Genomic DNA, 24,394 nt, shown 5'->3' with positions numbered 1-24,394 from the left:
CGGACTTCACAGCCCTAAACCGCCCCAGGGGATGAAGCGCACCGGATCGCCCGGTTTGACCACGGCTGCACCATCGGGCAATTCGACCAGCCCTTCGGCCCAACTCAGCCCGCTGATCCGGCCCGACCCTTCCGACCGGAACACCTCGACCACGCCGCCGCGCATCCGCGCGCGCAGGTATTCGCGGCGTCCGGGTTTCTTGGATTTCTCAAAGCCTGCGGGCACCTCGAAACCTTGGGGTGCCTGCCAGCCTGCCCCTGCCAGCAGACCCAGCGCGGGGGCGGCGAACACCAGCGTGCAGACCATCGCCGCGACCGGATTGCCCGGCAGGCCAAAGACCGGTGTGCCGTTCCACATGCCCAATGCCAATGGTCGCCCCGGTTTCACCGCGATCCGCCACAGCGCCATCGCGCCCGCATCGCGCAACAGGGCAGACACGTGGTCCTCGTCGCCCGCAGATGCACCGCCGCTGGTCAGGATCGCGTCCACGCCCGCCCCGTCCAGCGCCCCATCCAGTGCAGCGGCCAGTGCGCTTCGGTCATCGGCCACCCGGCCCAGATCAACCGCTTCGTGCCCCAGCCGGGTCAGCAGACCCAGCAGCATCGGGCGGTTGGCGTCGTAGATCTGGGTCGCGCCTGCGTCGCTGCCCGCTTCGGACAACTCGTCGCCCGTGGACAACACGCCCACGCGCAGCGGCGCAAAGACCTGCACCGTGCCCACGCCCACCGCTGCCAGCAGCGCCAGATCGGCAGGTGTCAGTCGGCGCCCTTGCGGCAGGATCTCATCGCCTGCGGCCACGTCTTCGCCCGCGCGGCGGCTGTTTGCACCGGCCTTGACCGGCCCGTTGAACGCGATGCGACCGCCATCGACGGTCACGTCCTCTTGCAGCACCACGGTGTCGACGCCCGCAGGCAGCGCGGCGCCGGTCAGCACGCGCACCGCGTGGCCCGCAGGCACCGTGCCGTCAAAATCGCCGCCCGCCGCCGCGCGCCCATCAGTCAATGGCAGCACGTGTACTCCCGCGTCACGCCCGCCCGCGAAGCCGTAGCCGTCCACCGCCGTATTGGGCCTTGGAGGATTGGACCGCAGCGCGGTGACAGGGGCGGCCAGCACCCGGCCCAGAGCCTGCTGTACGGTGCAGGTTTCAACCCGTGCAACCGGGGTCAGGCGCTCTTGCAACAGCGCCAACGCTTCATCCACCGGAGTCCAGGCCACACCCGGCGGCAGGGCAAAGCAATCGTTGGACAGGGGCGGCGGCACCGGATCACCCGGTGTCAGCGCCGCGCGCAAGGCATTCTCGTGGCCCAGCCCCAATATCCAACCCTCTTGCGCATCGCCATCCGCCAGCATTGCTTCCATCTCCGCAGGCGGCAGCGCCGACAGCGCCTGCGCCAGAACCCGCACCTGAGCGGCGTCCTTGATCTCGTCCGGCATGGTCTGCGCCGCAATCTCGGGTGCGATCAGCGAGGGCCAGACCTCGACCAGTGCAATGCCTGCGTCCAGCGGCTGAAACGGCCAGACGGTCAGGTCATCTGCAAAACGCTGCCGCAACCGCGCCAACACCGGCAGCCCCATCAGCGCCTGCGACCCGACCGAGCCTGCACCGCTCAGCTGCCAGACGGCAAAGGCCCCCTTGGCAAGTTTTTCCGCCCTGCGCCGTTCGGCAAAAGGGTTCTGATAGCCCACCTTGGTACGCGGCAAGCCGTCCACATCACGCTTTAAACCATTGCCCCAGAAGGGCCCGTTGGTCCCAAGCGACCGATTAATTGCCCCAGCCACATCGAAACGGTTGTTGGCCTTGGGCGCATCCTCGATCCGCGCGGCGAACCAGTCCCACAAGGCGAGCGGATCATCCGAGCCTGCCATGGCCCGCGCAAAGCCACGCGGATAGCCGAAGGGGAAATCGAACCCTGCCAGCACCCGCCGACCCGCAGTGCGTTCGGCTTGCAACATATCACCGATCCACGCCTCGGCCACCTGTCGGTTGCGCAGGTAGACGGGGGCTTCGGGTGTGCCTGAGCGGGCGACACAGGCCCAGATCGCGTCGGCCTTGGGCGTCGGGCCGCGATCATTACCACCCGACCAGTCCACCACGATGACTGTGTCGAACATCACAGCCCCACCTGCGAGAGGATAAAATCGGCAATCGCGCGCGTGTCATCCAGATCGAAAACCGGCACCGTTACGTCCACCGCGCTGTCGCTGGCCACCGCCCGCACCGTCGGATCACCGGGCGCGATCAGCGGGTTGCCTGTCACAGCCCGGTGCGCCTCGACCTTCGGGTGGGCGTCGCGTTTGTAGCCCTCGACCAGCACCAGATCGACCGGCGACAGCTTTTCCAGCAGCGCCGACAACGGCAATTCGTCCGCGCCGCGCATTTCGTGCATCAGGGCAAAGCGGTTGCGCGAGGCCAGCAGGACCTCGGTCGCGCCTGCAACGCGGTGGCGGTGGCTGTCTTTGCCTGGGTGGTCCACGTCGAAGGAATGGTGCGCGTGTTTTACCGTACTGACGCTAAAGCCGTGCCCAGTGATTTCGGTGACCAGCCGTTCCATCAGGCCGGTCTTGCCTGCGTTCTTCCAGCCGACGACGCCGAAGATCCTCATAGCATCGCCTGTGCCGCCGCCAGATCCTCGGGCGTGTTCACGTTAAAGAACGGATCGCCCACGTCGGAAAACTCTGCCAGCTGGCCGCCGTGCTTGTCGGTCCAGATCACCACCTTGCGCAGTCCGTCGTTCAAGGAGGCGCGCAAATCGTCACGCAACGCAACGGGCCAGAGGCCAAATGTGGGATGCCGGATCAGCCCGGCGGTCATGGATTTCGTATCCGCATCGCCGCGCGGCGTCGCGGCCAGTGCCAGCGGGTTGGTCATCCCTTCGGACGCCAGCAACAGGCGCGGCACCAGATCGCAGGGAAAGAACGGCGTGTCGGCGGCGACGGTCACGATTGCGTCGGCGCCTTGGCCCGCGGCCCAGTCCAGTCCCGCCAGCACGCCCGCCAATGGCCCCGCGAAACCGTCCACGCTGTCGGCCACCACAGGCAGGTCAAAGCCCGAAAACCGCGCCGCATCGCCATTGGCGTTCAGCGCCAGCCCCGCCACCTGCGGTTTCAGCCGCGCGATGACGCGCGCCAGCAGGCTTTGACCGCCCAAATCCAGCAGCGCCTTGTCGCCACCGCCCATCCGCGTGGCCAGTCCACCGGCCAGGATCACGCCCAAGGGTTGCTTCATCCCGTGCCCCCCTTGCGGCCTGATTTGCGCGGCTCGTCCTGCACGGCGGCGGGGTCGGCGTCGCGGATCAGGCGGTCTTCTCCGGCAAGGCAGACAAACCGCTGGCCGCGCATGCGTCCGATCAGCGTCAACCCCACCTGCTGCGCGATCTCGACGCCCCACGCAGTGAACCCCGAGCGGGAGGCCAGCACCGGAATGCCCATCATCGCGGTCTTGATCACCATTTCGGACGTCAAACGGCCCGTTGTGTACAGAATCTTGTCGTCGGGCCCCACGCCTTCGTCCAGCATCCAGCCCGCGATCTTGTCGACGGCATTATGGCGGCCGACGTCTTCCATATAAACCAGCGGGCGGTCCTGGTGGCAGAGCACCGTGCCGTGAATCGCTCCTGCCTCCAGATACAGCGAGGGCGTGCGATTGATCGCGGCACTCAAAGCATAGAGCCACGACGTGCGCACGGGCGTGGCGGGCAGAACGACGCCATCCAGCCCCTCCATCATGTCACCAAAGACGGTGCCCACGGCGCAACCGCTGGTGCGGGTCTTCTTCTTCAGTTTGTCCTCGTGGTTGGTCTGGCGCGCGGTGCGCACCACCACCACCTGCAGTTCATCATCGTAATCGACGCCGGTCACCACGTCATCGTCGCCCAGCATCCGCTGGTTGCGCAAAAAGCCCAGCGCCAGATATTCGGGGTAATCGCCGATGGTCATCGCCGTGACGATTTCCTGCGCATTGAGGTAGATCGTCAGGGGCCGCTCCTCGACCACCGACAGGTCGATCTGCGCGCCGGTCTGGTCAAAGCCGGTCACGCTGCGCGTCAGTCCCACGCGCGCGGGCATGGGCGCTATCAGATAGCTGCCTGCGTTGTCTTGCGTCGCCAATTGCATCCCCTGAGATTGCCCGTTACGCCTTAGACCAACACTAAGGTTTCACAATGTCCACCACCACCACCAAAACCGCGTTCTGGCGCGGCATCCGCGACAGCGCCCCGTTTACGCTGGTCGCAGGCCCCTTTGCGCTGCTCTTTGGCGTACTGGCCACCGAAGCGGGGCTGAACCTCTTCGAGGTCATGACCTTTTCGCTGGCGGTCATCGCGGGGGCGGCGCAGTTCACGGCGCTGCAATTGATGCAGGAAAATGCACCCACGGTGGTGGTCATCATCTCGGCGCTGGCGGTGAACCTGCGGGTTGCGATGTATTCCGCCGCCCTGACCCCCTATCTGGGGCGCGCGCCGATGTGGCAGCGGGTCTTTGCAGCCTATCTGCTGGTCGATCAAAGCTATGCGCTGAGCCATCAGAAGTTCGAGGCGGAACCGGCGATGACGGTGCCCGAGCGGATGGCCTATTACATGGGCACCTGCATGCTGGTGATGACGGTCTGGTACGGAGCCAGTCTGGCCGGCGCGCTGATCGGCAGTGCGCTGCCGCCGCAGATCCCGATTGATTTTGCGCTGCCGATTGCCTTTCTGGCGATGGTGGCCCCTGCAATGCGGACCCTGCCCCACGTGATCGCCGCCTTCACTGCCGTCGTGGTCAGCCTGTTCGCCGCCGCCGTGCCGTGGTCGCTGGGGCTGATCATCGCGGGCGGGGCCGGCATGATCGCGGGCGCGCAAGCGGAATTGTGGATGGAGCGGCGCGCATGAGCGACCTGACCCTGTGGACCGTTATCATCTCGCTGGGCGTGGGCAGCTTTTTCCTGCGCTTCTCGTTCCTGGGGCTGGTCGGTGACCGCCCGCTGCCGCCATGGCTGCTGCGGCATCTGCGCTATACCGCCGTGGCGATCCTGCCTGCGATGGTGACACCGCTGGTGGCCTTTTCAAACGAGGCGGGCACCGGCCCCGAACCGGGGCGGCTGCTGGCGGCGCTGGTGGCCGTGGGTGTTGGGATGAAGACCAAGAATGTCCTGGCCTCCATAGGGTCGGGGGCTGTGGTGCTGACGCTTTATATTCTGGTGATGGGATAGCGCGGAGCGTTCGCCCTCGCGCCTAAAGCTGAACCTTCGCGATGCCGTCCACGATGTCGCCTTCGTCGTTTTCATAGTACTTGTCGGTGACCACATTCGGGAAGGTGCCGAACTGTTCCATCAGATTGGTGGGAAACCAGGTTGAGGTCACCGTTTCAAACCCCGGCACCTGCGCCAGCACCGCAGTGGTGGCCTGCGCGCATTGCGCATCGCCGACATTGCCATAGTTGCGCACCAGCCGCAGCGCCTGTTCCGCCTGGCTGGCGGTCACCGGCACGGTCTGGCTGACCACGTGAAAGGTGCTGCGGGCGTGGGCGCTTTTGTAACCCTGAAGCACCGCGGGCGACACGCCGTATAGCACATCGCCCTGTTCCGGCACGCGCGCGTGCTTGAACGATCCGGCGGGGTCGAAGATCACCCGCTGCGATCCGTTGATCATCAGCGAGGTATGCGCACCCTTGCCCGAGCGGTTGTTGACCATGGTGAACAGGGTCAGCGAGGGGGCCGAGCCGTCACTGTAGGCACTGGCCGCTATGACCTCGGGTGGCGAATCGTTCACCGCTTTGGTGGAACAGCCTGCCAGAGCCGTCAGCGTGGACAGCACAATCATGATCGAACGCATGTGATCCGTCTCCGGTGATCTGGGAAGGGCAAGCCGTGGCGGGGCTCAGGAAATGAAGATGGCCATGCCGATCAGCACTGCAATAATCACGATCACGCTCCATTTGGTCCATGCCATGAAGCCGTTGAACGTGTCCTGTTGCACCTTCGTGTCCATCTCACCGTGTTTGTGGTCTGCCATCTGTCAGGCTCCTGTCTGTCTGAAAAGATCAACTTTGGCCGTCTCGGTACTGCATTTGTACGGCCCTGTCACGGTGTCAATGCCGCGCAGGGGCGGCTTTGCGTCATGCTTCTTCGGGGGTGTCGTCCAGCGCCTCGGCCAGCCGAAATCCGATGCGGTTGGGGGCTGCCTGCTCGACCGCCTTGGGCACGGCGCGCAGCATCACGTTCAGCTGCGTCACGTGCTGGATCAGTTGGGTGCGCGCGCCGGTCGGGTCGGAGCCGTAAAAGGTGATCACATCGGGGTCGAAATACCCCATCCCCTCGATCCGCAGCACGCCCGCATCGCCACCGGCAAAACCCATGGCAACCTCGTGCTCATTGTCGAGCTTTTCCTCGAAGTTCTTGATGTAAAGCGCAAGCCGCTCGTAGGCCCATTGCGCGGGGCTTTTCTTGCCTTGGGGCTTGGCCTGCATGCCCTTGGGCAGCGGCTGGTCGTTGGCATTGGTGGCCTTCGGGTCGCAGTGCACCTCGTAGAGGCGGGGCATCACGTCGGCCTCGATCGCCTCTGCCGTTGTCCTGATGTCGTCGTCCATGATCGCCCCTTACGCCTGTTGAAACACCCATGCCCCGTCATCGCGCCGGGTGCGCGTGGCAAGGCCCGTCTGGTGAAGGTGCGACAGATGGGCGAAGGCTTCAACCATCGCGAGGCCATATTCCGCCTCGCCGATCTTGCGTTTGAACAGCGGTGCATAGCATTCGGTGGCAGATTTGGGCGTGTCGATATAGGCCAGCAGACGTTTCAGCGCACCGTGGTGGTTGTCGATCAGTTGCCGCATACGCGTGGGCAGGCCGGTAAAGGGCAGCTTGTGCCCCCCCAGCACCAAGTGGTCGGGTCGCGCAAGCGGTTCCAGCCGTTCGCAGGCTTCCAGCCATTCGCCGATCGGGTCGGCCATCGGTTCGGTCGCGTGCACACCGACATTGGGACTGATCGACGACAGGATCTGGTCGCCCGCCAGCACCAGGTTGTCGTCCCGGCTCCAGAACGTGGCATGTTCCGGCGCGTGGCCGTTGCCCATGTGAATGTCCCAGGTTCGCCCGCCGATGCGGATGGTCTGGTCCTGCTGGATGCGGGTGTATCCCAGCGGCAAGGGGGCCACGACATCGGCAAAGTTGAACGGGCGCTCGGCGGCGCGTTTTTCGTAGATTTCCGGCCCCATGCCGAGGCTGCGGTAGAACGCCAGCGTTTCGGGCAGTGGGGTGGCCTGCTCGTCCAGCGTCAGCATCCGCGCCGTCAGCCAGGCCGCGCGCGTGGTGACCAGTTCGGCCCCGTGCTCAGTCTGGAACCAGCCCGCAAGCCCGATGTGGTCGGGGTGGTGGTGCGTGACGATGACGCGGCCCACGGGTTTGCCACCCAAGGGGCCATCCAGCATCTGCTGCCACAGCTTGCGCGTTTTGCCGGTGTCAAACCCGGTGTCGATCACCGTCCAGCTGTCGCCATCATCGAGCGCATAGATGTTGACGTGATCCAGCTTCATCGGCAGCGGCAGGCGAAACCACAGCACGCCGTCCGCCACTTCGATTGCAGTGCCGAATTCGGGGGGCTCGGGCCAGGGGTATCGCAGACCCTGCGGTGCGCCGTCCGCCATCAGGCTGCCAACTCGTCGGCACTGAGGTCCATCAGCGCCTTGGCACCGGATTGCGCGTGGACAAGAAGCCCCTCATGCTCGGGCAACAGACGCTGGATGTAGAAGCGCGCCAGTTTCTCGCGCGGCCCACCGACCGTGTCGGCCAGTGCCGCCTTGAGATGCAGGTGCCCGCCCAGAACCCGCGCGAAGGCGCGCAGATAGGGCACGGCACCGGCGAAACGGTCCTGCATGTCGTCCTGCGAGACCAGCCATTCGGTCGCCTCGCGCAGGTTCTCGGAAGCCTGCCAGACCGCTTCGCCCATGCGGGGGAATCGCGCGCGCGCGGCCTCGGCCTGTTCCTCGATCTCGTCGATCAGCGCATTCGCGGCCTCGCCGCCGTCCATCATCTTGCGGGCGACCAGATCCATCGCCTGGATGCCGTTGGTGCCCTCGTAGATCGAGGTGACCCGCACGTCCCGGTAATATTGCGCAGCGCCGGTTTCCTCGACAAAGCCCATGCCGCCGTGCACCTGCACGCCCTGTTGGGCGACGTCGATGCCGACATCGGTGCAGAACGCCTTGGCGATGGGGGTCAGGAACGCCGCGCGCGCCTTCCATTCGGGTGCTGCGGTGGCGTTGTTCATGTCGATGGCCACCGCGCAGGACAGCGCGATGGCGCGGGCTGCGAACACATCCGCCTTCATCGACGCCAGCATCCGGCGCACGTCGGCGTGGTCGACGATGCTGCCTGTGGGCCCTTGGGTCTGGCCCTGCTTGCGGTCCAGCGCATAGGCCAGCGCGTGCTGGAACGCGCCCTCGGCGATGCCGACGCCTTGGGTCCCGACACCAAGCCGCGCGTTGTTCATCATCGTGAACATCGCGGCCATGCCGCCCTGTTCCGGCCCCACCAGCCAGCCGTGCGCGCCGTCATATTGCATCACGCAAGTGGGCGATCCGTGCAGCCCCAGCTTGTGCTCGAGGCTGACGACCTTGAGGCCATTGGCCTTGCCGGGGTTGCCATCGGCATCGGGGATGTACTTGGGCACCAGAAACAGGCTGATCCCCTTGGTGCCCTTGGGTGCGCCGGGCAGACGCGCCAGCACCAGATGGCAGACGTTCTCGGCAAAGTCGTTGTCGCCCCAGGTGATATAGATCTTCTGCCCCGAGACACTGTAGGAGCCATCGCCGTTGTCCTCGGCCTTGGCCACCAATGCGCCCACGTCCGATCCGGCCTGCGGCTCGGTCAGGTTCATGGTGCCGGTCCATTCGCCGCTGATCAGCTTGGGCAGGTAGACCGATTTGATCATGTCGCTGCCGTGGTGTTCCAACGCCTCGATCTGGCCCTGGCCCATCAGCGGGGCCAGTTGCAGCGACAGACAGGCGGCGCTCATCATCTCGTTCACGGCAGTGTTCAGCGCCATCGGCAGGCCCATGCCGCCATATTCGGGGTCGGCGGCGATGCCGATCCAGCCGCCTTCGGCAATCGCCTTGAAGCCATCCGCGAACCCCGGCGGCGTGCGGACCACACCGTTTTCCAGATGCGACGGATGCAGATCGCCCGCGCGTTGCAACGGAGCCATCACCTCTTCGCACATCCTGCCCGCTTCGGTCAGGATCGCCGAGGTGACATCGCTGCTTGCCTCCTCGAAGCGATCGGTGGCGCGCACCTGGTCCAGTCCGACCACATGATCAAACAAAAAGGCATAATCATCAACAGGGGCGCGGTAGGCCATCGGAAACTCCTCAGAATGACGCTGCACCCTTGGCAATGCCCTAAGCGGTCTTTATGCGGGCGACGGGGGCAGCTTTGCACGGTAACATGGGCTTTCCGCCCCCCCTATGGCAACCCCAACGCGGCGTCACGCAACGATCATATGACACTGACCGAAACCCTTCATTTGCACCCCGATGCGCAAGGTATTGAAACTGCAGCCGCGCTGCTGGTTGACGGTGCACTGGTCGCCTTTCCCACGGAAACGGTCTATGGCCTTGGGGCTGACGCGCGCAACGGGCAGGCGGTGGCGGGCATCTATGCGGCCAAGGGACGTCCCAGCTTCAACCCGCTGATCGTGCACGTGCCAGACGTGGCGGCTGCGCGCGCGCTGACGCAGTGGAGCGACACTGCCGACCGGCTGGCCGCAGCCTTCTGGCCCGGTGCGCTGACGCTGGTGCTGCCGCTGGCTACGGGGCACGGGCTGTCGTCGCTGGTAACGGCGGGTCTGGATACCGTCGCGATCCGCGTGCCGCACCACCCAACTGCACAAGCGCTGCTGCGTGCGGCAAAGGTGCCGGTGGCGGCCCCGTCGGCCAATATCTCAGGGCGGATCAGCCCCACGACTGCGCAACACGTGCTTGACGGTTTGTCAGGTCGCATCGCCGCCGTGCTCGACGATGGCCCCTGCCCCGTCGGCGTCGAAAGCACGATCCTGTCGCTGGCCGGGGCGCCGACCCTGCTGCGCCCCGGCGGGCTTCCGTCCGAGGCGATCGAGGCGGCACTCGGCACGCCCTTGTCACAGCACAGCGGCGACGCGATCACCGCACCGGGCCAGCTGGCCTCGCATTACGCCCCCGGTGCCGCGGTGCGCCTGAACGCGACCGAGGCTGCCCCAGGCGAGGTCTTGCTGGGCTTCGGCGCAATCGCGGGCGACATCACCCTGAGTGCAGCGGGCGATCTGGCCGAGGCGGCAGCGACGCTGTTTGATGCGCTGCACCGGCTGGACCGCATGGGCAAATCCATCGCCGTCGCGCCGATCCCGCACAAGGGGCTGGGCGTGGCCATCAACGACCGTCTTGCGCGGGCCGCAGCGCCGCGTTGATGCGGTCAGCCCAGCAGGATGTCGATGATGCGGCGCGGGATCATCAGATCGTCCAACGCCTTGTGTATCTTGGCGTTGCAAGCGTCCAGGGGGCGGCTGGCCACGTCGAAATTCATGAAGTCATGGGGCAGATCAATTGCCAGATAAAACGCGCGCCCCTGAAAGGCCGCCGCGATAAAGGTCTTTGACGCCTGATAGTCGCGCGCAAAGCCAAGCAACCTTTCGCCAAAGCCTTGATGCAACCGCTTGCGGGCCAGATCTGGATCATCGGTATAGACCTCGAACACCTCTTCGACCCTCGCATCGGGAAATTCGAACCTGAAGGGGGGCAGATCGGGCGTCGCCCATTTCATCACCGCATTCATCGCACCACCAAGGTCGGGGCAAAAAACGATGGTCGGCATGTCCTCCAGACAGTCAATCTTGAGGACAATGCCACCAAAGAGATGGGTGCGCCGCGTCCTGTTGTCGCTGGCGCTGTCGCGGTAGGCATCGCGAAAGGATGCCTTGGTCACTGTGTAGCCGATGCCCCGCCACACCCCCCTGATAGAGGGGCCAATGGTACTTTCGTCGGCGCGCGGAACGATGCCCAATGCCTCAAGCCTGCGTTTGGGAAAGCCGCCCTCGGCTTCGGTCTCCGAAAAGGTCATGTCGTCGAAAAAGCTGCATATCACCGGGCGGATGAAATGCGTCACCTCGGCACTGATCTTTTCGCCGCGCGTCAGATAAAGGAACAAGGCCGCGGCGCCGCCAAAGACCAGCGGAAAGAGCGGCAGCATGGGATGCACCCTGAACGCCAGCAGGGCCAGCACCACCGAGATGCCGAACACCGCCCCTGTCCAAAGCTGGCTGCGCCGCACCGCTGCCGCGCGCACCTCTTCTTTTTCGCGCAGGAACGGAGCGATCTCGCGGTCATAGACTGCGGCAAAGCCACGCTCGTGGTCACCATGTTCGATGAAGGTAAACCCTGCCATCCTGTCAATCCCCAAGGTGCGCGCACAATAGGAGTGCAACCGCGCCGCCAGAAACGCAACGATTTTAGATTGTCCCCAAGGGGCGCGCTCAGGCGCGTCCGGCAGTACCTGACAGGCCCAGCGGATCGACGCCCAGCGATTTCAGCGCGCTCTGCCATTTTCCGGAACTGTCGCCAAAGACCAGATCAGCGCGCGCGTCGCAGGTCAGCCAGCCGTTGGCCAATATCTCCTGCTCCAGCTGCCCAGGCCCCCAGCCGGCATAGCCCAGCATCATCAGCGCATGCTCGGGGCCCTCACCGCGCCCGATGTCTTCCAGAATGTCCTGCGTCGCGGTCATGCCGAAGCCTTCGCCGATCTCCAGCGTTTGCAGTTGCGACCTGTAGTCGCCCGAATGCAGCACAAAGCCGCGCGAGGTCTCGACCGGGCCGCCGAAATGCACCGGCATCTGGCGCACGTCCGGTGTGACCTCGATATCAAGCTGTTCCAGCACCTCGCCCAGCGCCAGATCCTGCGCAGGCTTGTTGACGATCAGCCCCATCGCACCCTTGTCGGAGTGTTCGCAGACAAACACCACCGAATGATCGAACCGCATGTCGTCCATACCCGGCATCGCCAACAAAAGCTTGCCCGTCATTTCCATGCCTTGATCCGTCATTGCCGTCCCGCTGCTGTGAATGTCATCCGCTTCAGAATGGGGATAGCTCCGCCTGCGCGCAAGGGGCAGTCTGAGCCGCTGAGCGAAACAAAGCCTGATGAAAAAGTGACTTGGCTTTGCGCGAGCCCCACGCCACAAAACGATCATGAAGCGCACCCGTTCCCTGATTGCCGCCCTGATGCTGGCCGCCCTTGGCGGTCTGTCGCCTGCCATGGCGCAGGACGATCCCATTTCCGGTCAGGTGATCCAGGGCTGGACGTTGCCCGACGGGCGGCTGGTTGCGGGACTTGACCTGCAGCTCAAGCCGGGTTGGAAAACCTACTGGCGCAGTCCCGGTGACGCAGGCATCCCGCCGCAGTTCGACTGGAGCCGCGCGCGCAATGTCGGCAGCGTGGCGATCACATGGCCCACGCCGCACGTGTTCCACCAGAACGGCATGCGCTCGATCGGGTACAAGGACCGCGTGGTGATCCCGCTGCACATCCAGCCCAGATCGCCGGGCCAGCCGGTGCGGATGCGCATGCAGATGGATCTGGGGGTCTGTTCGGAGATCTGCGTGCCCTATCAGCTCGACTTTGACACCACTTTGGACGCCGCAGCCGTCAAGCCGGTGCCGACGCTTGCCGCCGCACTTGCGCAATCGCCGTTCTCGCGCCGCGAGGCGGGCGTCGTCGCCGCCACCTGTGCGCTGCGGCCCGTGGCAGGCGGCATGGAAGTGACGGTGCGGGTGCAGATGCCCTCTTCGGGCGGTGCCGAAGTCGCGGTGATCGAGCCGAACATCCCCGATGTCTGGACATCAGAGGCCGAGACCACCCGCAGCGGCGGCTGGATCACCGCCACCGCACAGATGCTGCACACCGCCGGACACCCCTTTGCGGTGAACCGCAGCGCCATGCGCATCACCGTTCTGGGCAGCCAGCACGCGGTCGACATCCAGGGCTGCACCGCAGACTAAGCGTGGCTCAGGCCGCGCGTCGCGCACGCAGCAGCTGAAAGGCGGCTGCCGCCAGCGCATAGACCAGTATCGCAGCCCCCAAGAGACCCGCCGCGAACAGCGCCAGTGCTGCTGCCCAGGGCGACAGCACTGACGCCGAAGGCCACAACAATGCCAGCGGGGGCCATACCGTGCCCGCTACTGCCACGTGCCCCACCGTTGCCGCGCCCCACGCCAGCACGGCGGCCCACAAGGGCACCAGCACCAGCCGCAGACCGCGCGCGCGCAGGCCCCGCCGCATCGCGCGCACCTGCCGCGACATGTCGTGCTGTGCCGCGATCAGCGCAGGCACCACCAGCAGGACCAGCACCATGCCAAAGCCCAGGCCATAGACCAGCGTGATCACCGTGGGTTTCAGAAACTGCGCCTGCTGCGATTGCTCGTATAGCAGCGGCGCCATGCCCAGCACCGTCGTCAGCGTCGTCAGCATCACCGGGCGCAGCCGGTCCGCCGCACCGTCGATGATCGACGGGATCAGCCCGCGCTCGGCGGCATATTCGTCGATGGTGGTCACCAACACGATGGAATCGTTGATGATGATCCCGGTCATCCCCAGCAGCCCTACCACGGTGAACATGCTCAGCGGCACCTCCCACAGGGCATGGCCATAGATCGTGCCGACCAGTCCGAAGGGAATGACCGCCATCACCACCGTGGGCCTTGTCCAGCTGGCAAAGACCCAGGCCAGCACAAGGTAGATGCCGGTCAGGCACATGATGAGGCCGCTCAGCGCATCGCTCAGGAAGGTGTCCTCCTGCTCGCTCAGGCCCGCCAGTCGGAATTCCACCTGCCGCTCGGAGGCGATGCGCGGCAAGATGTCGGTCACGAGCGCGCGGTTGATCTCGGCGGCGCGGGCGGGGTCGTCTTCGGAAATGTCACCGGTGACCGAAATCAGCCTAATGCCGTTCTCGCGGCGCACGGTGGAAAACCCGGTGCGCCGGGTGACGCTGACGATATCGGCCAGCGGAACATAGCTGCCCGCCGTGGTGCGCAATTGAGTACGCTCCAGAAAATCCGCCGTCAGCTCGTCCTCGGGCAGTTCGACCCGGATCGTGGCACTGCGCGGCCCGTCGGGATAGGTCGCGGCCTCGATCCCGTTCAGACGGCTGCGCAGGGCACTGCCCAGCGTGTCGATGGTAAAGCCCAGCGCCTGGCCTTGCGCGGTCAGGTCCAGGATCAGCTCTTCCTTGTCATAGGCCAGATTGTCTTCGACAGCACTGACCTCGGGGTATTGCAGCATTGCGCGCTTCAGGTCCTCGGACGCGGCCTTGAGCACATCGGTGCTGGCCCCGAAGAACTGCACGTCCAGCGCATCGCCCCCAGGGCCCGAACGCCCGCCTCGAAAGCTGACAGTCTCGGCCTGAGGGTGCGCCACAACCGCCTCTTGCAGTTCCGCGACAAAGGCAAAGGACGAATAGGGCCGCAGGTCCGCGTCGATCAATTCGATCGAGATACCGCCCAGCAGATCGGGGTCCTTGGTGTCTACCCCTGCCAGCCCGCGCCCGGCGTTGCCGCCGATCTCGGCGATGACGTAATCCAGAGGGTTGCGGCCATAGCGCTCGGCATAGGAGGCGCCAAGCGCCTCGGTCGCGCGCTGCATCTCGCGCATCATCTCGATGGTGTCTTCGCGCGTCGCGCCTTCGGCCATGGCGAAGTTGCCGCTGACCGTGCCCTGCTCGGGCGAGTTGAAGAACCGCCACTGCACCTCGCCGGTGATCAGCAGCGCCACCTGGCTGGCCAGCACGGCCACAACACCGGCCAGCACCACGTAGCGCGCATGGATCACACCGGCCATGAAGGGGCGGAACAGCCGCTCGCGCAGCCATTCAAAGCCCCGGTTGACGATCTTCGACGGCAGGTCGATGCCCGCCGTGCCGATGCGCTGCACCACAACAGCCTTGATCCGGCGCGGCGACAGCAGGAACAAGACCGCCACTGCGGCGAGCGTATAGGCGGCCATGCGCAGGCCATCCCAGACGATCGCGCCCCAAACGCCGCCCTCTGGCTTGGTGACCAGCGCCCAGACCAGGATCGCGCCACCGCCGATGAACAGCGCCCCTGTGACCAGCCCGACCGCCAGCTTGCCCAGGCTGAACTGCGACTGTCCGTCCGGCCGGATCGCATGGGACATATGGTGCGGCAGGATCAGGAAACATTCGACCAGCGAGGCGATCAGCACCACGATCACGGTATAAGGAATGTCGCGGATCAGGTCGCCAAAACGCCCCCCCACCGCCACCAGCCCGAAGAACGCGATCACCGTGGTCAGCGTGGCGGCAAAGACCGGCATCGCCATGCGCTGTGCCGCCGTCTCGGCGGCGACCACCGGGGATTCGCCGTAATAGCGCGCACGGTGATCGGCATGTTCGCCCACCACGATGGCATCATCGACCACGATCCCCAGCGTGATGATCAGTCCGAACAGCGAGACCATGTTGATGGTAAGGCCGCCCACGTACATCAGCGCAATCGCCGCCATCATCGCCACCGGAATGCCCGCCGCAACCCAGATCGCGGTGCGCGCGTTCAGGAACAAAAACAGCAGCGCCACGACCAGAGCCAGACCGACCAGCCCGTTGTCGATAAGGATGTTCAGGCGCCCCGATATCGCCTCGGCGCGGGTGCGGATCAGCTCGACCTTGACCTCGGGGGGCAATGTCGCCTCCAGCGCCGCGGCCACCTCTTCGACCCGGTGCTGGATCGCGATGGCGTCGCCGCGGTCGGTGCGGTCGACGCGGATCGTGACCGCAGGGTTCGGCCCGACAAAATAGCCGCGCGCGCGGTCGATACCGCTCTGCTCGACGCGGGCGACATCGCCGATGGTCAGCTTGGAGCCGTCCGCGTTCGACCGCAGCACGATGCCGCTGATCTCCTGCGCGCTGCGCTTGGCGGTGCCGGTGCGCACCCGTGCGTTGGCCCCGGCCACATCCCCCGCCGGATCGGCATCGACCTCTGCAGCGATGGCCGCTGCGATCTCTGCCATTGTAACGTCATAGGCAATCAGCCGGGCCGAGGGCACCTCGACCAGAACCTGCGGGGCGGCAACGCCCTGGATGCTGGTGCGGGTGACCCCTTCGGCAAAGAGACGCGTCACCAGCTCATCGGCGAACTGCCCCAGTTGCTGCGGCGCCACGGGGCCGGTAATGACCACATCGGTCACCCTGTCGCGCCAGGCACCGCGCCGCACCGATGGCTCCTCGGCCTCGTCCGGCAGCGTGGTGATTGCATCCACCGCCGTCTGAACGTCGACCGAGGCGCGGGCCATGTCCCAGTTCGGCTCGAACTCCAGCGTGATAGACGCACTGCCTTCGGTCGATCTCGATTGCGAACCTTCCACACCCTCGACCGCCAGCAACACAGGCTCAAGCACCTGCACGATGCCTGCGTCCACGTCGTCGGCCCCTGCACCGTCCCAGCGTACGCTGACGGTGACGTTGTCGATGATCACGTCGGGAAAGAACTGCGCCCGCATGTTCGGCGCGGCGAAGGCCCCCGCCGCCAGCATCAGGACCAGCAACAGGTTCGCCAAGGTCCGGTGGCGGGTGAAATAGCTGAGGATGCCGCCGGCGGCGGCGGGGATCGCGCGCGCCATGCTCAGCCGCCCATCCGGCTTTCGATGCGCGCGACCATTTGCGCGGGCACCTGCGGTTCGGCCAGTTGCGCCAGCACACGCGCCTTGGCCTCTTGCGGCATGCGGTCATTGGCCTCGACGAAGGCCACCAACCGCGCGCGGCGTTCCACGCTGAGTTCAAGCATGTCGGACGTGGACGGGGCCGCATCCTGAAGGCCCGCGCGCAGCGGTGTCACGGCAATGCCCGCGCCCAGCAAGGGCGAGCGTGCCTCGACCACCTCGCGGCCCTGCAATTCATCGCCGCGCACCAGAACGCTGTCGCCCTGACGGCGCAGCAGGGTCACGGGCACGGTCTCCAGCCGGTCGCCTTCGCCTAGGACCAGCACCGATCCGTCAGCGCCAAGGGCTGATGCTGGCAGCCGGACAACCTGCGTCAGCACAGGCTCCTGCACCGCGACGGTCACGAAGTCGCCGGGTTTGAATCCCCGCGCGCTGTCGAGCCGGGCAAAGACCAGACGCCCGGTCTGGGTTTCGCCCGCATCGGCGCTGACACGGGTAATCATGCCCCTAGCGCTTAAGTCGATGCCTGCGACATCCAGCGTGGCCGTGACGGGCGCATTCAGCAGATCGCCTGCATCGTCCAGCAGCCGCGCATATTGCGCGGTGGACAGCCGAAACGACACCTCCAGCGCGTCGGGGTCGATCAGATCGGCCAGCTTTTCATTCGCTGAAACCAGCCGCCCCAATGTCACGTTCGTCAGACTCAGCGTGCCGTCGAACGGCGCGCGCAAGGTCGTATCTGCCAGACGGCGCTCTGCCTCGGCCAGCGCAATCTCGGTGCGTTGCAGGGTGGTTTGCGCCTGATCTATCCGCGCCTCGGCTGCAGTCACGGCCTGCCTGCGCGACAGCACCGCCTGGCGCGCGGACGACGCGGCCAGTTCGGCGGTTTCCACGGCGGCGGCGGTGCCCACTCCGCGTTCTTCCAGATCGACCTGCCGCTGGAATGCCCGTTCGCGCAGGTCTGCCTGTTCCTGCGCGGCTGCCTGATCGTCGCGGCCCAGATCCAACGTGCGCTGCGCGTCCAGCAAATCGGCTTTGGCGTCAGAAATATCGGCCTGCACCCGATCCAGAGCCGATTGCGCATCGGCGGGGTCGATCCGCAACAGAACCTCGCCCGCGCGCACGATGCCGCCATCCTCGAAGCTATCGGCCATCTCTACCACGCGCCCGGTGACAGCAGCGCGCAACTCAAGCGTGCGGCGCGACTGGACCTGACCGAAGGTCTCCAGCACCGGCACCACGTCATCCGCCTGCGCCAGCACCAGGTTGACCGAAAACGTCCGTTCGCGGGCAGGCGGTGCCTTGGTCTCGCGCGAGAGGCGCTCCTGCACGGCACCGCGCAGAAGATCGCCCGCATAAACCAGAAGGGCCAGCGTTAATGCCGTCAGAACCAGACCGATCAGGCTTTGCCTCAGAAACCGCATGTGTCCATACCTATATGCCCCTGCATCGTGTCAGAGGCTGTTATCATAGCGCGCATCGGCACCGGGAAACCCCCGGTGCACGACACTGTTACGCGGCACGATTTCATTTCCGTCGCAGATGTTCGTCCAGACGCGGCATTATTTCCACGAAATTGCAGGGACGGTGCCGGAAATCGAGTTGTTTCAGCAATATCTCGTCCCAGGCGTCCTTGCAGGCACCGGGGCTGCCGGGCAGTGCAAACAGATAGGTGCCGCCCGCGACGCCCCCCGTCGCGCGGCTTTGAACCGCGCTGGTGCCGATCTTGTTCATGCTTACGATGGTGAAGACGGTGCCGAAGGCGTCGATTTCCTTTTCATAGACATCGCGGTGCGCCTCGACCGTGACATCGCGGCCCGTCAGGCCGGTGCCGCCTGTACTGATCACCACGTCGATCTGCGGATCGGCGCACCATGCGCGCAGTTGTGCTGCGATCTCGGCGCGCTCGTCCGCGATGATCTTGCGGTCGGCCAGAACGTGACCCGCCGCCGCGATCCGGTCCACCAATACGTCACCAGACCGGTCATCGGCCAGTTGCCGCGTGTCGCTGACGGTCAGCACCGCGATGCGGACGGGGATGAATTCAATGGTCTCGTCGATACGGCTCATGCGCTGCGCTCCAACAGGGCCAGCCGCAGCGCGAGTGCCGCGAAAATGCCACCGGTTACATAGTCCAGGATGCGGCTGCCCCGCGCCAGCCGTGCGCCGAGGCCCGAGGCAAAGATGCCTACCGCACCGTTGATCACGAAACCGCCCAGCGCCATCACGGCACCCAGTATCAGGAACTGCACCAGTACCGGCGGCCCCTCGGGACGCACGAACTGGGGCAGAAAGGCAACCACGAACAGGATCACCTTTGGATTGGTCAGGTTGACCACCAGCCCTGTGCGAAAGGCCCGCACGACACTCATGCCCCCGACCTTGCTGCGTTTCGCGTCATCGCCACGCAGCAGTTGCACGGCCAGGAACAGCAAATAGGCGACACCTGCCCAGCGTATCACCTCGAATGCGCCGGGCACCGTCGCGACCACGGCACCCAGACCCAGACCCGCCAATCCGGTGTGAATGAACGCGCCGAGCGAGATCCCCGCACTGGCAGCCACTGCGGCCTTTGGACCCGACCTCAGCCCCTGCCCCAGACAGAACATCATGTCCGCCCCCGGTGTCAGGTTCAGCGCCAGCGCCGCAGGCACGAAGGCCAGCAAAGTGATCCATTCGGTCATCATCCCTCGACCTCGAACCAGTTCACCGTAGGCCCCAGATTGACCACGCGGGTTGCACCGATCAAGCTTTCCTGACCCCAGCAGTCGTGGATATGCCCGCAGAGCATCAGCTCTGGCTGCACCCGCTCCACCGCGGCCCGCACGGCAGTCGATCCCACCGACATGCCACCACTGGTCACGTCCACCGCACCCTTGGGCGGGGAATGGCAGATCAGGATATCTGCCCCGTCGCAGCCTGCAAGCATCGCCTCGGCCGCGCCTTCGTCCAGATCGCACGACCATTCGCCGAAGGGCGTGGGCGGGATGCCGCAGCCCAGACCGAACAGGCGCAAACCGTTGATCTTGCAGCCCGTCCCATGCAGCACCGTCGCACGCGGGGCGGCGGCGCGCAGCTCATCGGCGCTTTCGGCATTGCCGGGAACCAACACCATCGGCGCCTTGATCCCGTCCAGCAGCGCCATGGCGCCCTGCAAATCCTGACGCATGTTGCAATAGTCGCCCGCGCCGATGACCAGGTCGGCACCGGCGCTTGCGGCGACCAGATCGGCGGCACGGGCACGGGCGTGGTGCAGGTCGGAAAAGGCGAGGATCTTCATGCGGTCAACCTGGCCTTTATCTCCAGCAGATCGGCCCAGGCCTCGCGTTTGGCCAGCGGGTTGCGCAGCAGATGGGCGGGCGGGAACATCGGCATCGCGGGCTTGCCGCAGACCTCGGCCCAGGTGCCGCGCATCCGCGTGATGCCGGGTTTGCCCAGCAGCGCCTGCGCCGCCACATTGCCCATGATCACCACCACATCCGGATCGGCCAGCGCGATGTGACGCTCCAGAAACGGCGCCATCATCGTGATTTCCTCGCCGCTGGGCGCGCGGTCCTGCGGGGTGCGCCAGGGCAGCGCCAGCGTCATGTAGACCGGCACATCAGTGCCGCGCCCTATGCCGATGGCCGCGAACATCGCGTCCAGCATGGCACCGTCAGCCCGCACGAACGGCTTGCCCTCGCGGTCTTCGTCGCGGGTGGGCACGTCGCCCACGATCATCACCCGCGCGGACGGATCGCCATCGGCGAACACCAGATTGCGCGCGCCTTTTTGCAGATCGCACCGGCCAAAGCCGTCAATCGCCGCGCGCAGGGCCGCCAGATCGCCCGCCTGCGCCGCCGCCGCGCGTGCCAACGCAGGCAAATCCACGTCCGGTTCGACAAACCGCACCGGCCCGCGCTGGGGCGCTTTCTCGGCGGCCTTCGCCTTCGGCGCAGCGGCAGGTGTTTCATAGCGGTTCACGGGCGCATCCATGATGCACTCGTCCACCCCCAGCTCGACCTGCCAGGCCAGCATCGCGGCGGCGTCTTGATAGCTCAGTGATTCCATGTCGCCAGTCTACGCCGCCCCGCCGCCAGACAAAACGCCTGTTGCGCAGATGGCCACCGATGCTTGCCGCCCCCTTGCCGCCTGCCTATAAAGCGCCGTAACTTCGGAGACGCGCGCAATGACCTTCAAACACCGCCATCTGCTGGGCATCGAGCCGCTTGCCCCCATGGACATCACCACTTTGCTGGATCTGGCGGATGATTACGTCACCCTGAACCGCACCGCGAAACACTCCGAAACGCTGGCGGGGCTGACCCAGATCAACATGTTTTTCGAAAACTCGACCCGCACGCAGGCATCCTTCGAGATCGCGGGCAAACGGCTGGGCGCGGACGTGATGAACATGGCGATGCAGGCCTCGTCGATCAAGAAAGGCGAGACCCTGATCGACACCGCGATGACGCTGAACGCGATGCACCCCGATCTGCTGGTGGTGCGCCATCCGCAATCGGGCGCGGTCGATCTGCTGGCGCAGAAGGTGAACTGCGCGGTGCTGAACGCAGGCGACGGACGCCACGAACACCCCACGCAGGCACTGTTGGACGCGTTGACGATCCGCCGCGCCAAGGGGCGTCTGCACCGGCTGTCGATCGCTATCTGCGGCGACATCGCCCACAGCCGCGTGGCGCGCAGCAACATCATGCTGCTGGGCAAGATGGAAAACCGCATCCGCCTGATCGCACCGCCGACGCTGATGCCCTCGGGGATCAAGGAGTTCGGCGTCGAAGTGTTCGACAACATGGCCGAAGGGCTGAAGGACGTCGACGTGGTGATGATGTTGCGCTTGCAAAAAGAGCGCATGGACGGCGGCTTTATCCCCAGTGAACGTGAGTATTACCACCGTTTTGGATTGGATTCCGAAAAGCTTGCACATGCCAAGCCCGACGCCATCGTCATGCACCCCGGCCCGATGAACCGGGGCGTCGAAATCGACGGAACCTTGGCCGACGACATCAACCGCAGTGTCATTCAGGAACAGGTCGAGATGGGCGTAGCCGTACGCATGGCCGCGATGGACCTGCTGGCGCAAAACCTGCGGGCCGAACGCGCCGCCGCCTGAGGGCACTGGTCACGCAGCCCATCCGTCATATGTTGAACCAGACACTTTCAAACCCGCAAAGGGCACCCTGATGAGCCTTGCCGAAATACCCCCCATGGAACGTGGCCGTCTGCGCCTGTTCGCTATCAACAAGACCGAAGCCGAAGCCCGCGCCCTGCTGGACGGGGGCATCAAGGCGATCCAGGACCTGCTGGGCATCGATGACCTGAACCCCGATTTCATCGAACTGTTTCGTGTCGCCGATCTGGGCGAGATGGGTCTCGATGACTATCTGCACACCGGCTACGATATCCCGCGTGCCCAGCTTGATCCGCAGGCGGGGCGTCTGCGCGCGCTTGAGGGCTACGTGCTGGTCGTGCTGTCGCTGGCGTTTCGCGATCTGCACGTGTCCCTGCCCGACACACCGGACCTGACCCTGATCGGCACCTTCGGCGCGCCCGCACCCGAGTGGACCACGACCGATACGATCACCAGCACCTCGGCTGACCTCTACAGCAGTCCGGAAAAGACCCGCAAACCTGTGTCCGACGCCGCCATGTCCGGCCGTATAGCCTCGATCGCGCTGCTGGTGATCTTTCTGATAACGGGCTTGGTCATCTGGCTGGCGTGATGCCTGTCCGGGGCGACATTTGCACTGCGCTTGCTCTTTCCCTGATCCGCAATCCCCGTTAAAGCCGTCGGGAACACCGGAATGAGGATGCGCCCCTTGACCCTGACCCTCTTTACCAACGCCAGGCTGATCGACCCCGAGGCAGGCCAGATCATCGACGGCGGTCTTCTGGTCGAAGATGGCACGATCAGGGAAATCCTGAACGGCCCTGTCGAAAATCCGACCAAATACGGCGCAGACACCGTGATCGACTGCGCAGGCAAGTACCTCGCTCCGGGCATCGTCGACATCGGCGTGAAGGTCTGCGAGCCCGGCGAGCGGCACAAGGAAAGCTTTCGCTCGGCGGGGGCTGCGGCGGCTGCGGGCGGGGTCACCACCATCGTCACCCGCCCCGACACCGATCCGGCGATTGATAACCCCGAAACGCTTGAATTCGTCATCCGCCGCGCGCGCGAGGCAGCACCGGTTCACGTGCTGCCAATGGCCGCGCTGACCAAGGGCAGGATGGGCCGCGAGATGACCGAGATCAGCTTTCTGCTGGACGCTGGCGCCGTCGCCTTCACCGATTGCGATCATGTGGTCACCGACACCAAGGTGTTCTCACGCGCGCTGACCTATGCCCGCTCGCTGGGTGCGCTGGTGATCGCCCACGTGCAGGACCCCGGCCTGAGCGCCGGTTCCTGCGTGACCTCGGGCAAGTTCGCCTCGCTGCGCGGCCTGCCCGGCGTGACGCCGATGGCCGAACGCATGGCGCTGGACCGCGACATCGCCCTGATCGAGATGACCGGCGCGCGCTATCACGCCGACCAGATCACCACCGCGCGCGCCCTGCCCGCACTTGAACGGGCCAAGGCCAACGGTCTGGACATCACGGCAGGCACCTCGGTGCACCACCTGACACTGAACGTGCTGGACGTGGCCGACTACCGCACCTTCTTCAAGCTCAAGCCGCCCCTGCGCGACGAGGACGACCGCACCGCGGTGGTCGAAGCCGTGGCCTCCGGCCTGATCGACATCATCTCGTCGATGCACACGCCGCAGGACGAAGAGAGCAAGCGCCTGCCGTTCGAGGAGGCCGCCAGCGGTGCCGTCGCCCTGGAAACCTTCCTTCCTGCCGCCCTTCGGCTGGTGCATGCGGAGCAGATCAACCTGCCGCACCTCTGGCGCGCGATGTCGCTTAACCCCGCCAAACGGCTGGGCCTTCCCTCGGGCCGTTTGAGTGCCGGAGCGCCCGCCGATCTGGTGCTCTTCGACGCCAACGCCCCCTTCGTGATGGACCGCACGACACTGCGGTCAAAGTCGCGCAACACGCCGTTTGACGGCCAGCGCATGCAGGGTAAGGTGCTGGCGACATATGTGGACGGCGCATGTGTTTTTGAAACGGGGTCCTGAATGCCGCTGATTGAAAGTTCCACCTTCACCCTGATCCTATGGGCGCTGATCGGCTATGGTTTGGGCTCGATCCCCTTCGGTCTGCTGCTGACGCAGCTTTTGGGGCTGGGCAACCTGCGCGAAATCGGATCGGGCAATATCGGCGCCACCAACGTTCTGCGCACGGGCAACAAGACCGCCGCGGCGCTGACGCTGCTGCTGGACGGTGGCAAGGGCGTTGTCGCCGTGCTGCTGGCGCGCAGTCTGGCGGGCGAAGACGCCGCACAGCTTGCCGCGCTGACGGCGATGATCGGCCATTGCTATCCGGTCTGGCTGCGCTTCAACGGCGGCAAGGGTGTGGCCACATTCCTCGGCCTGATGTGGGCGCTGGCATGGCCCGTGGGTCTGGGCTGCAGTATCGCATGGGCCGTGGGCGCGCTGGTGTCGCGCATGTCGTCGATGGGCGGCCTGCTGGCGGCCGCGATGTCGACGTTCCTGCTGGTTCTGACCGGTCACGGCCCGATGCTGATCCTTGGCATCCTGCTGACCATGCTGGTGTTCTGGCGTCACCGGGGCAACATCGCGCGCATCCGTCAGGGCACGGAACCGAAGATCGGCAGCAAGGCCTGAGGTCGTC

The 24,394-nt window shown here is 65.4% G+C and carries 25 protein-coding genes; 8 read left to right on the top strand and 17 right to left on the bottom strand.

The features are described from left to right. Positions 1–6: 6 nt before the first annotated feature. The 4 genes from NTA49_RS06070 to NTA49_RS06055 are packed head-to-tail and all read right to left on the bottom strand — an operon-like array spanning position 7 to position 4,113. Entirely contained in the window at positions 7–2,112 is a 2,106-nt protein-coding gene (locus NTA49_RS06070; protein ID WP_258293773.1) for a molybdopterin-binding protein, read from the bottom strand. Further along, positions 2,112–2,603, bottom strand: a complete 492-nt coding sequence (mobB, locus tag NTA49_RS06065) for a molybdopterin-guanine dinucleotide biosynthesis protein B (RefSeq protein WP_258293772.1) — start codon at positions 2,601–2,603, stop codon at positions 2,112–2,114. Before mobB ends, NTA49_RS06070 begins: the two co-directional genes overlap by 1 nt. Further along, positions 2,600–3,226: a molybdenum cofactor guanylyltransferase MobA gene (gene mobA, locus NTA49_RS06060; protein ID WP_258293771.1), complete on the bottom strand. Its 627-nt coding sequence runs from the start codon at positions 3,224–3,226 to the stop codon at positions 2,600–2,602. The genes mobB and mobA overlap by 4 nt, the downstream gene beginning before the upstream one ends. Further along, positions 3,223–4,113 (bottom strand): formate dehydrogenase accessory sulfurtransferase FdhD, encoded by an 891-nt coding sequence (locus tag NTA49_RS06055; protein ID WP_261368167.1) that lies wholly within the window; start codon positions 4,111–4,113, stop codon positions 3,223–3,225. The genes mobA and NTA49_RS06055 overlap by 4 nt, the downstream gene beginning before the upstream one ends. A gap of 47 nt (positions 4,114–4,160) precedes the next feature. On the opposite strand from NTA49_RS06055, the gene NTA49_RS06050 reads away from it, so the two are divergent. Both NTA49_RS06050 and NTA49_RS06045 read left to right on the top strand, forming a co-directional pair. Further along, entirely contained in the window at positions 4,161–4,868 is a 708-nt protein-coding gene (locus tag NTA49_RS06050) for an AzlC family ABC transporter permease (protein ID WP_258293769.1), read from the top strand. After that, positions 4,865–5,188 carry an AzlD domain-containing protein gene (locus NTA49_RS06045; RefSeq protein WP_258293768.1) on the top strand — a complete coding sequence of 108 codons (324 nt, stop codon included), beginning with the start codon at positions 4,865–4,867 and terminating at the stop codon, positions 5,186–5,188. The genes NTA49_RS06050 and NTA49_RS06045 overlap by 4 nt, the downstream gene beginning before the upstream one ends. Positions 5,189–5,210: 22 nt before the next feature. On the opposite strand, the gene NTA49_RS06040 is transcribed toward NTA49_RS06045, so the two are convergent. From NTA49_RS06040 to NTA49_RS06020, 5 genes are all read right to left on the bottom strand, one after another. Then, a complete protein-coding gene (locus tag NTA49_RS06040) occupies positions 5,211–5,810 on the bottom strand; it encodes a hypothetical protein (protein WP_258293767.1) in 600 nt (199 codons plus the stop codon). 45 nt (positions 5,811–5,855) lie between these two features. Next, positions 5,856–5,990 carry an aa3-type cytochrome c oxidase subunit IV gene (locus NTA49_RS06035; RefSeq protein WP_258293766.1) on the bottom strand — a complete coding sequence of 45 codons (135 nt, stop codon included), beginning with the start codon at positions 5,988–5,990 and terminating at the stop codon, positions 5,856–5,858. A 103-nt stretch (positions 5,991–6,093) separates the two neighbouring features. Further along, complete coding sequence (locus NTA49_RS06030) at positions 6,094–6,564, bottom strand: DUF6173 family protein (protein ID WP_258293765.1); 471 nt, start codon at positions 6,562–6,564, stop codon at positions 6,094–6,096. A gap of 9 nt (positions 6,565–6,573) precedes the next feature. Continuing rightward, positions 6,574–7,617 (bottom strand): MBL fold metallo-hydrolase, encoded by a 1,044-nt coding sequence (locus tag NTA49_RS06025; RefSeq protein ID WP_258293764.1) that lies wholly within the window; start codon positions 7,615–7,617, stop codon positions 6,574–6,576. Then, positions 7,617–9,329, bottom strand: coding sequence for an acyl-CoA dehydrogenase (locus NTA49_RS06020; protein WP_258293763.1), 1,713 nt, complete (start codon positions 9,327–9,329; stop codon positions 7,617–7,619). Before NTA49_RS06020 ends, NTA49_RS06025 begins: the two co-directional genes overlap by 1 nt. Before the next feature lie 141 nt (positions 9,330–9,470). Here NTA49_RS06020 and NTA49_RS06015 point away from each other — a divergent pair, with 141 nt between their 5' ends. After that, a complete protein-coding gene (locus NTA49_RS06015; protein ID WP_258293762.1) occupies positions 9,471–10,412 on the top strand; it encodes an L-threonylcarbamoyladenylate synthase in 942 nt (313 codons plus the stop codon). A gap of 5 nt (positions 10,413–10,417) precedes the next feature. Here NTA49_RS06015 and NTA49_RS06010 read toward each other — a convergent pair whose 3' ends face one another. After that, complete coding sequence (locus NTA49_RS06010; RefSeq protein ID WP_258293761.1) at positions 10,418–11,386, bottom strand: DUF3137 domain-containing protein; 969 nt, start codon at positions 11,384–11,386, stop codon at positions 10,418–10,420. Between the two features lie 88 nt (positions 11,387–11,474). Then, the gene (locus NTA49_RS06005; protein ID WP_258293760.1) at positions 11,475–12,041 is read right to left on the bottom strand and encodes a YqgE/AlgH family protein; all 567 of its coding nucleotides are present in this window, start codon (positions 12,039–12,041) and stop codon (positions 11,475–11,477) included. A gap of 145 nt (positions 12,042–12,186) precedes the next feature. On the opposite strand from NTA49_RS06005, the gene NTA49_RS06000 reads away from it, so the two are divergent. Then, positions 12,187–12,996: a protein-disulfide reductase DsbD domain-containing protein gene (locus tag NTA49_RS06000; RefSeq protein WP_258293759.1), complete on the top strand. Its 810-nt coding sequence runs from the start codon at positions 12,187–12,189 to the stop codon at positions 12,994–12,996. 7 nt (positions 12,997–13,003) lie between these two features. Here NTA49_RS06000 and NTA49_RS05995 read toward each other — a convergent pair whose 3' ends face one another. The 6 genes from NTA49_RS05995 to NTA49_RS05970 all read right to left on the bottom strand — a co-directional run bounded on the left by NTA49_RS05995 (position 13,004) and on the right by NTA49_RS05970 (position 20,716). Beyond that, positions 13,004–16,627 carry an efflux RND transporter permease subunit gene (locus tag NTA49_RS05995; protein WP_258293758.1) on the bottom strand — a complete coding sequence of 1,208 codons (3,624 nt, stop codon included), beginning with the start codon at positions 16,625–16,627 and terminating at the stop codon, positions 13,004–13,006. 2 nt (positions 16,628–16,629) lie between these two features. After that, a complete protein-coding gene (locus tag NTA49_RS05990) occupies positions 16,630–18,090 on the bottom strand; it encodes an efflux RND transporter periplasmic adaptor subunit (protein WP_258293757.1) in 1,461 nt (486 codons plus the stop codon). 103 nt (positions 18,091–18,193) lie between these two features. Beyond that, the gene (moaB, locus tag NTA49_RS05985) at positions 18,194–18,736 is read right to left on the bottom strand and encodes a molybdenum cofactor biosynthesis protein B (RefSeq protein ID WP_258293756.1); all 543 of its coding nucleotides are present in this window, start codon (positions 18,734–18,736) and stop codon (positions 18,194–18,196) included. After that, on the bottom strand, positions 18,733–19,350 hold the full coding sequence (locus NTA49_RS05980) for a LysE family translocator (protein ID WP_258293755.1): 618 nt from the start codon (positions 19,348–19,350) through the stop codon (positions 18,733–18,735). The genes moaB and NTA49_RS05980 overlap by 4 nt, the downstream gene beginning before the upstream one ends. Beyond that, on the bottom strand, positions 19,350–19,946 hold the full coding sequence (locus tag NTA49_RS05975) for a metallophosphoesterase family protein (RefSeq protein WP_258293754.1): 597 nt from the start codon (positions 19,944–19,946) through the stop codon (positions 19,350–19,352). Before NTA49_RS05975 ends, NTA49_RS05980 begins: the two co-directional genes overlap by 1 nt. Next, positions 19,943–20,716, bottom strand: a complete 774-nt coding sequence (locus NTA49_RS05970; protein ID WP_258293753.1) for a uracil-DNA glycosylase — start codon at positions 20,714–20,716, stop codon at positions 19,943–19,945. Before NTA49_RS05970 ends, NTA49_RS05975 begins: the two co-directional genes overlap by 4 nt. Before the next feature lie 118 nt (positions 20,717–20,834). Here NTA49_RS05970 and NTA49_RS05965 point away from each other — a divergent pair, with 118 nt between their 5' ends. The 4 genes from NTA49_RS05965 to plsY all read left to right on the top strand — a co-directional run bounded on the left by NTA49_RS05965 (position 20,835) and on the right by plsY (position 24,387). Further along, complete coding sequence (locus NTA49_RS05965) at positions 20,835–21,776, top strand: aspartate carbamoyltransferase catalytic subunit (RefSeq protein ID WP_258293752.1); 942 nt, start codon at positions 20,835–20,837, stop codon at positions 21,774–21,776. Positions 21,777–21,870: 94 nt separating this feature from the next. Continuing rightward, a complete protein-coding gene (locus tag NTA49_RS05960) occupies positions 21,871–22,386 on the top strand; it encodes a hypothetical protein (RefSeq protein WP_258293751.1) in 516 nt (171 codons plus the stop codon). 87 nt (positions 22,387–22,473) lie between these two features. After that, positions 22,474–23,778, top strand: a complete 1,305-nt coding sequence (pyrC, locus tag NTA49_RS05955; protein WP_261368166.1) for a dihydroorotase — start codon at positions 22,474–22,476, stop codon at positions 23,776–23,778. Next, positions 23,779–24,387: a glycerol-3-phosphate 1-O-acyltransferase PlsY gene (gene plsY, locus NTA49_RS05950; protein ID WP_258293749.1), complete on the top strand. Its 609-nt coding sequence runs from the start codon at positions 23,779–23,781 to the stop codon at positions 24,385–24,387. Positions 24,388–24,394: the final 7 nt, after the last annotated feature.

The sequence above is a fragment of the Pseudosulfitobacter koreensis genome (genome assembly GCF_024733015.1).
Classification (GTDB): domain Bacteria; phylum Pseudomonadota; class Alphaproteobacteria; order Rhodobacterales; family Rhodobacteraceae; genus Pseudosulfitobacter; species Pseudosulfitobacter koreensis.
Note: the sequence above shows the minus strand (reverse complement) of the source record. Positions and strands in the feature narration are given on the sequence as shown.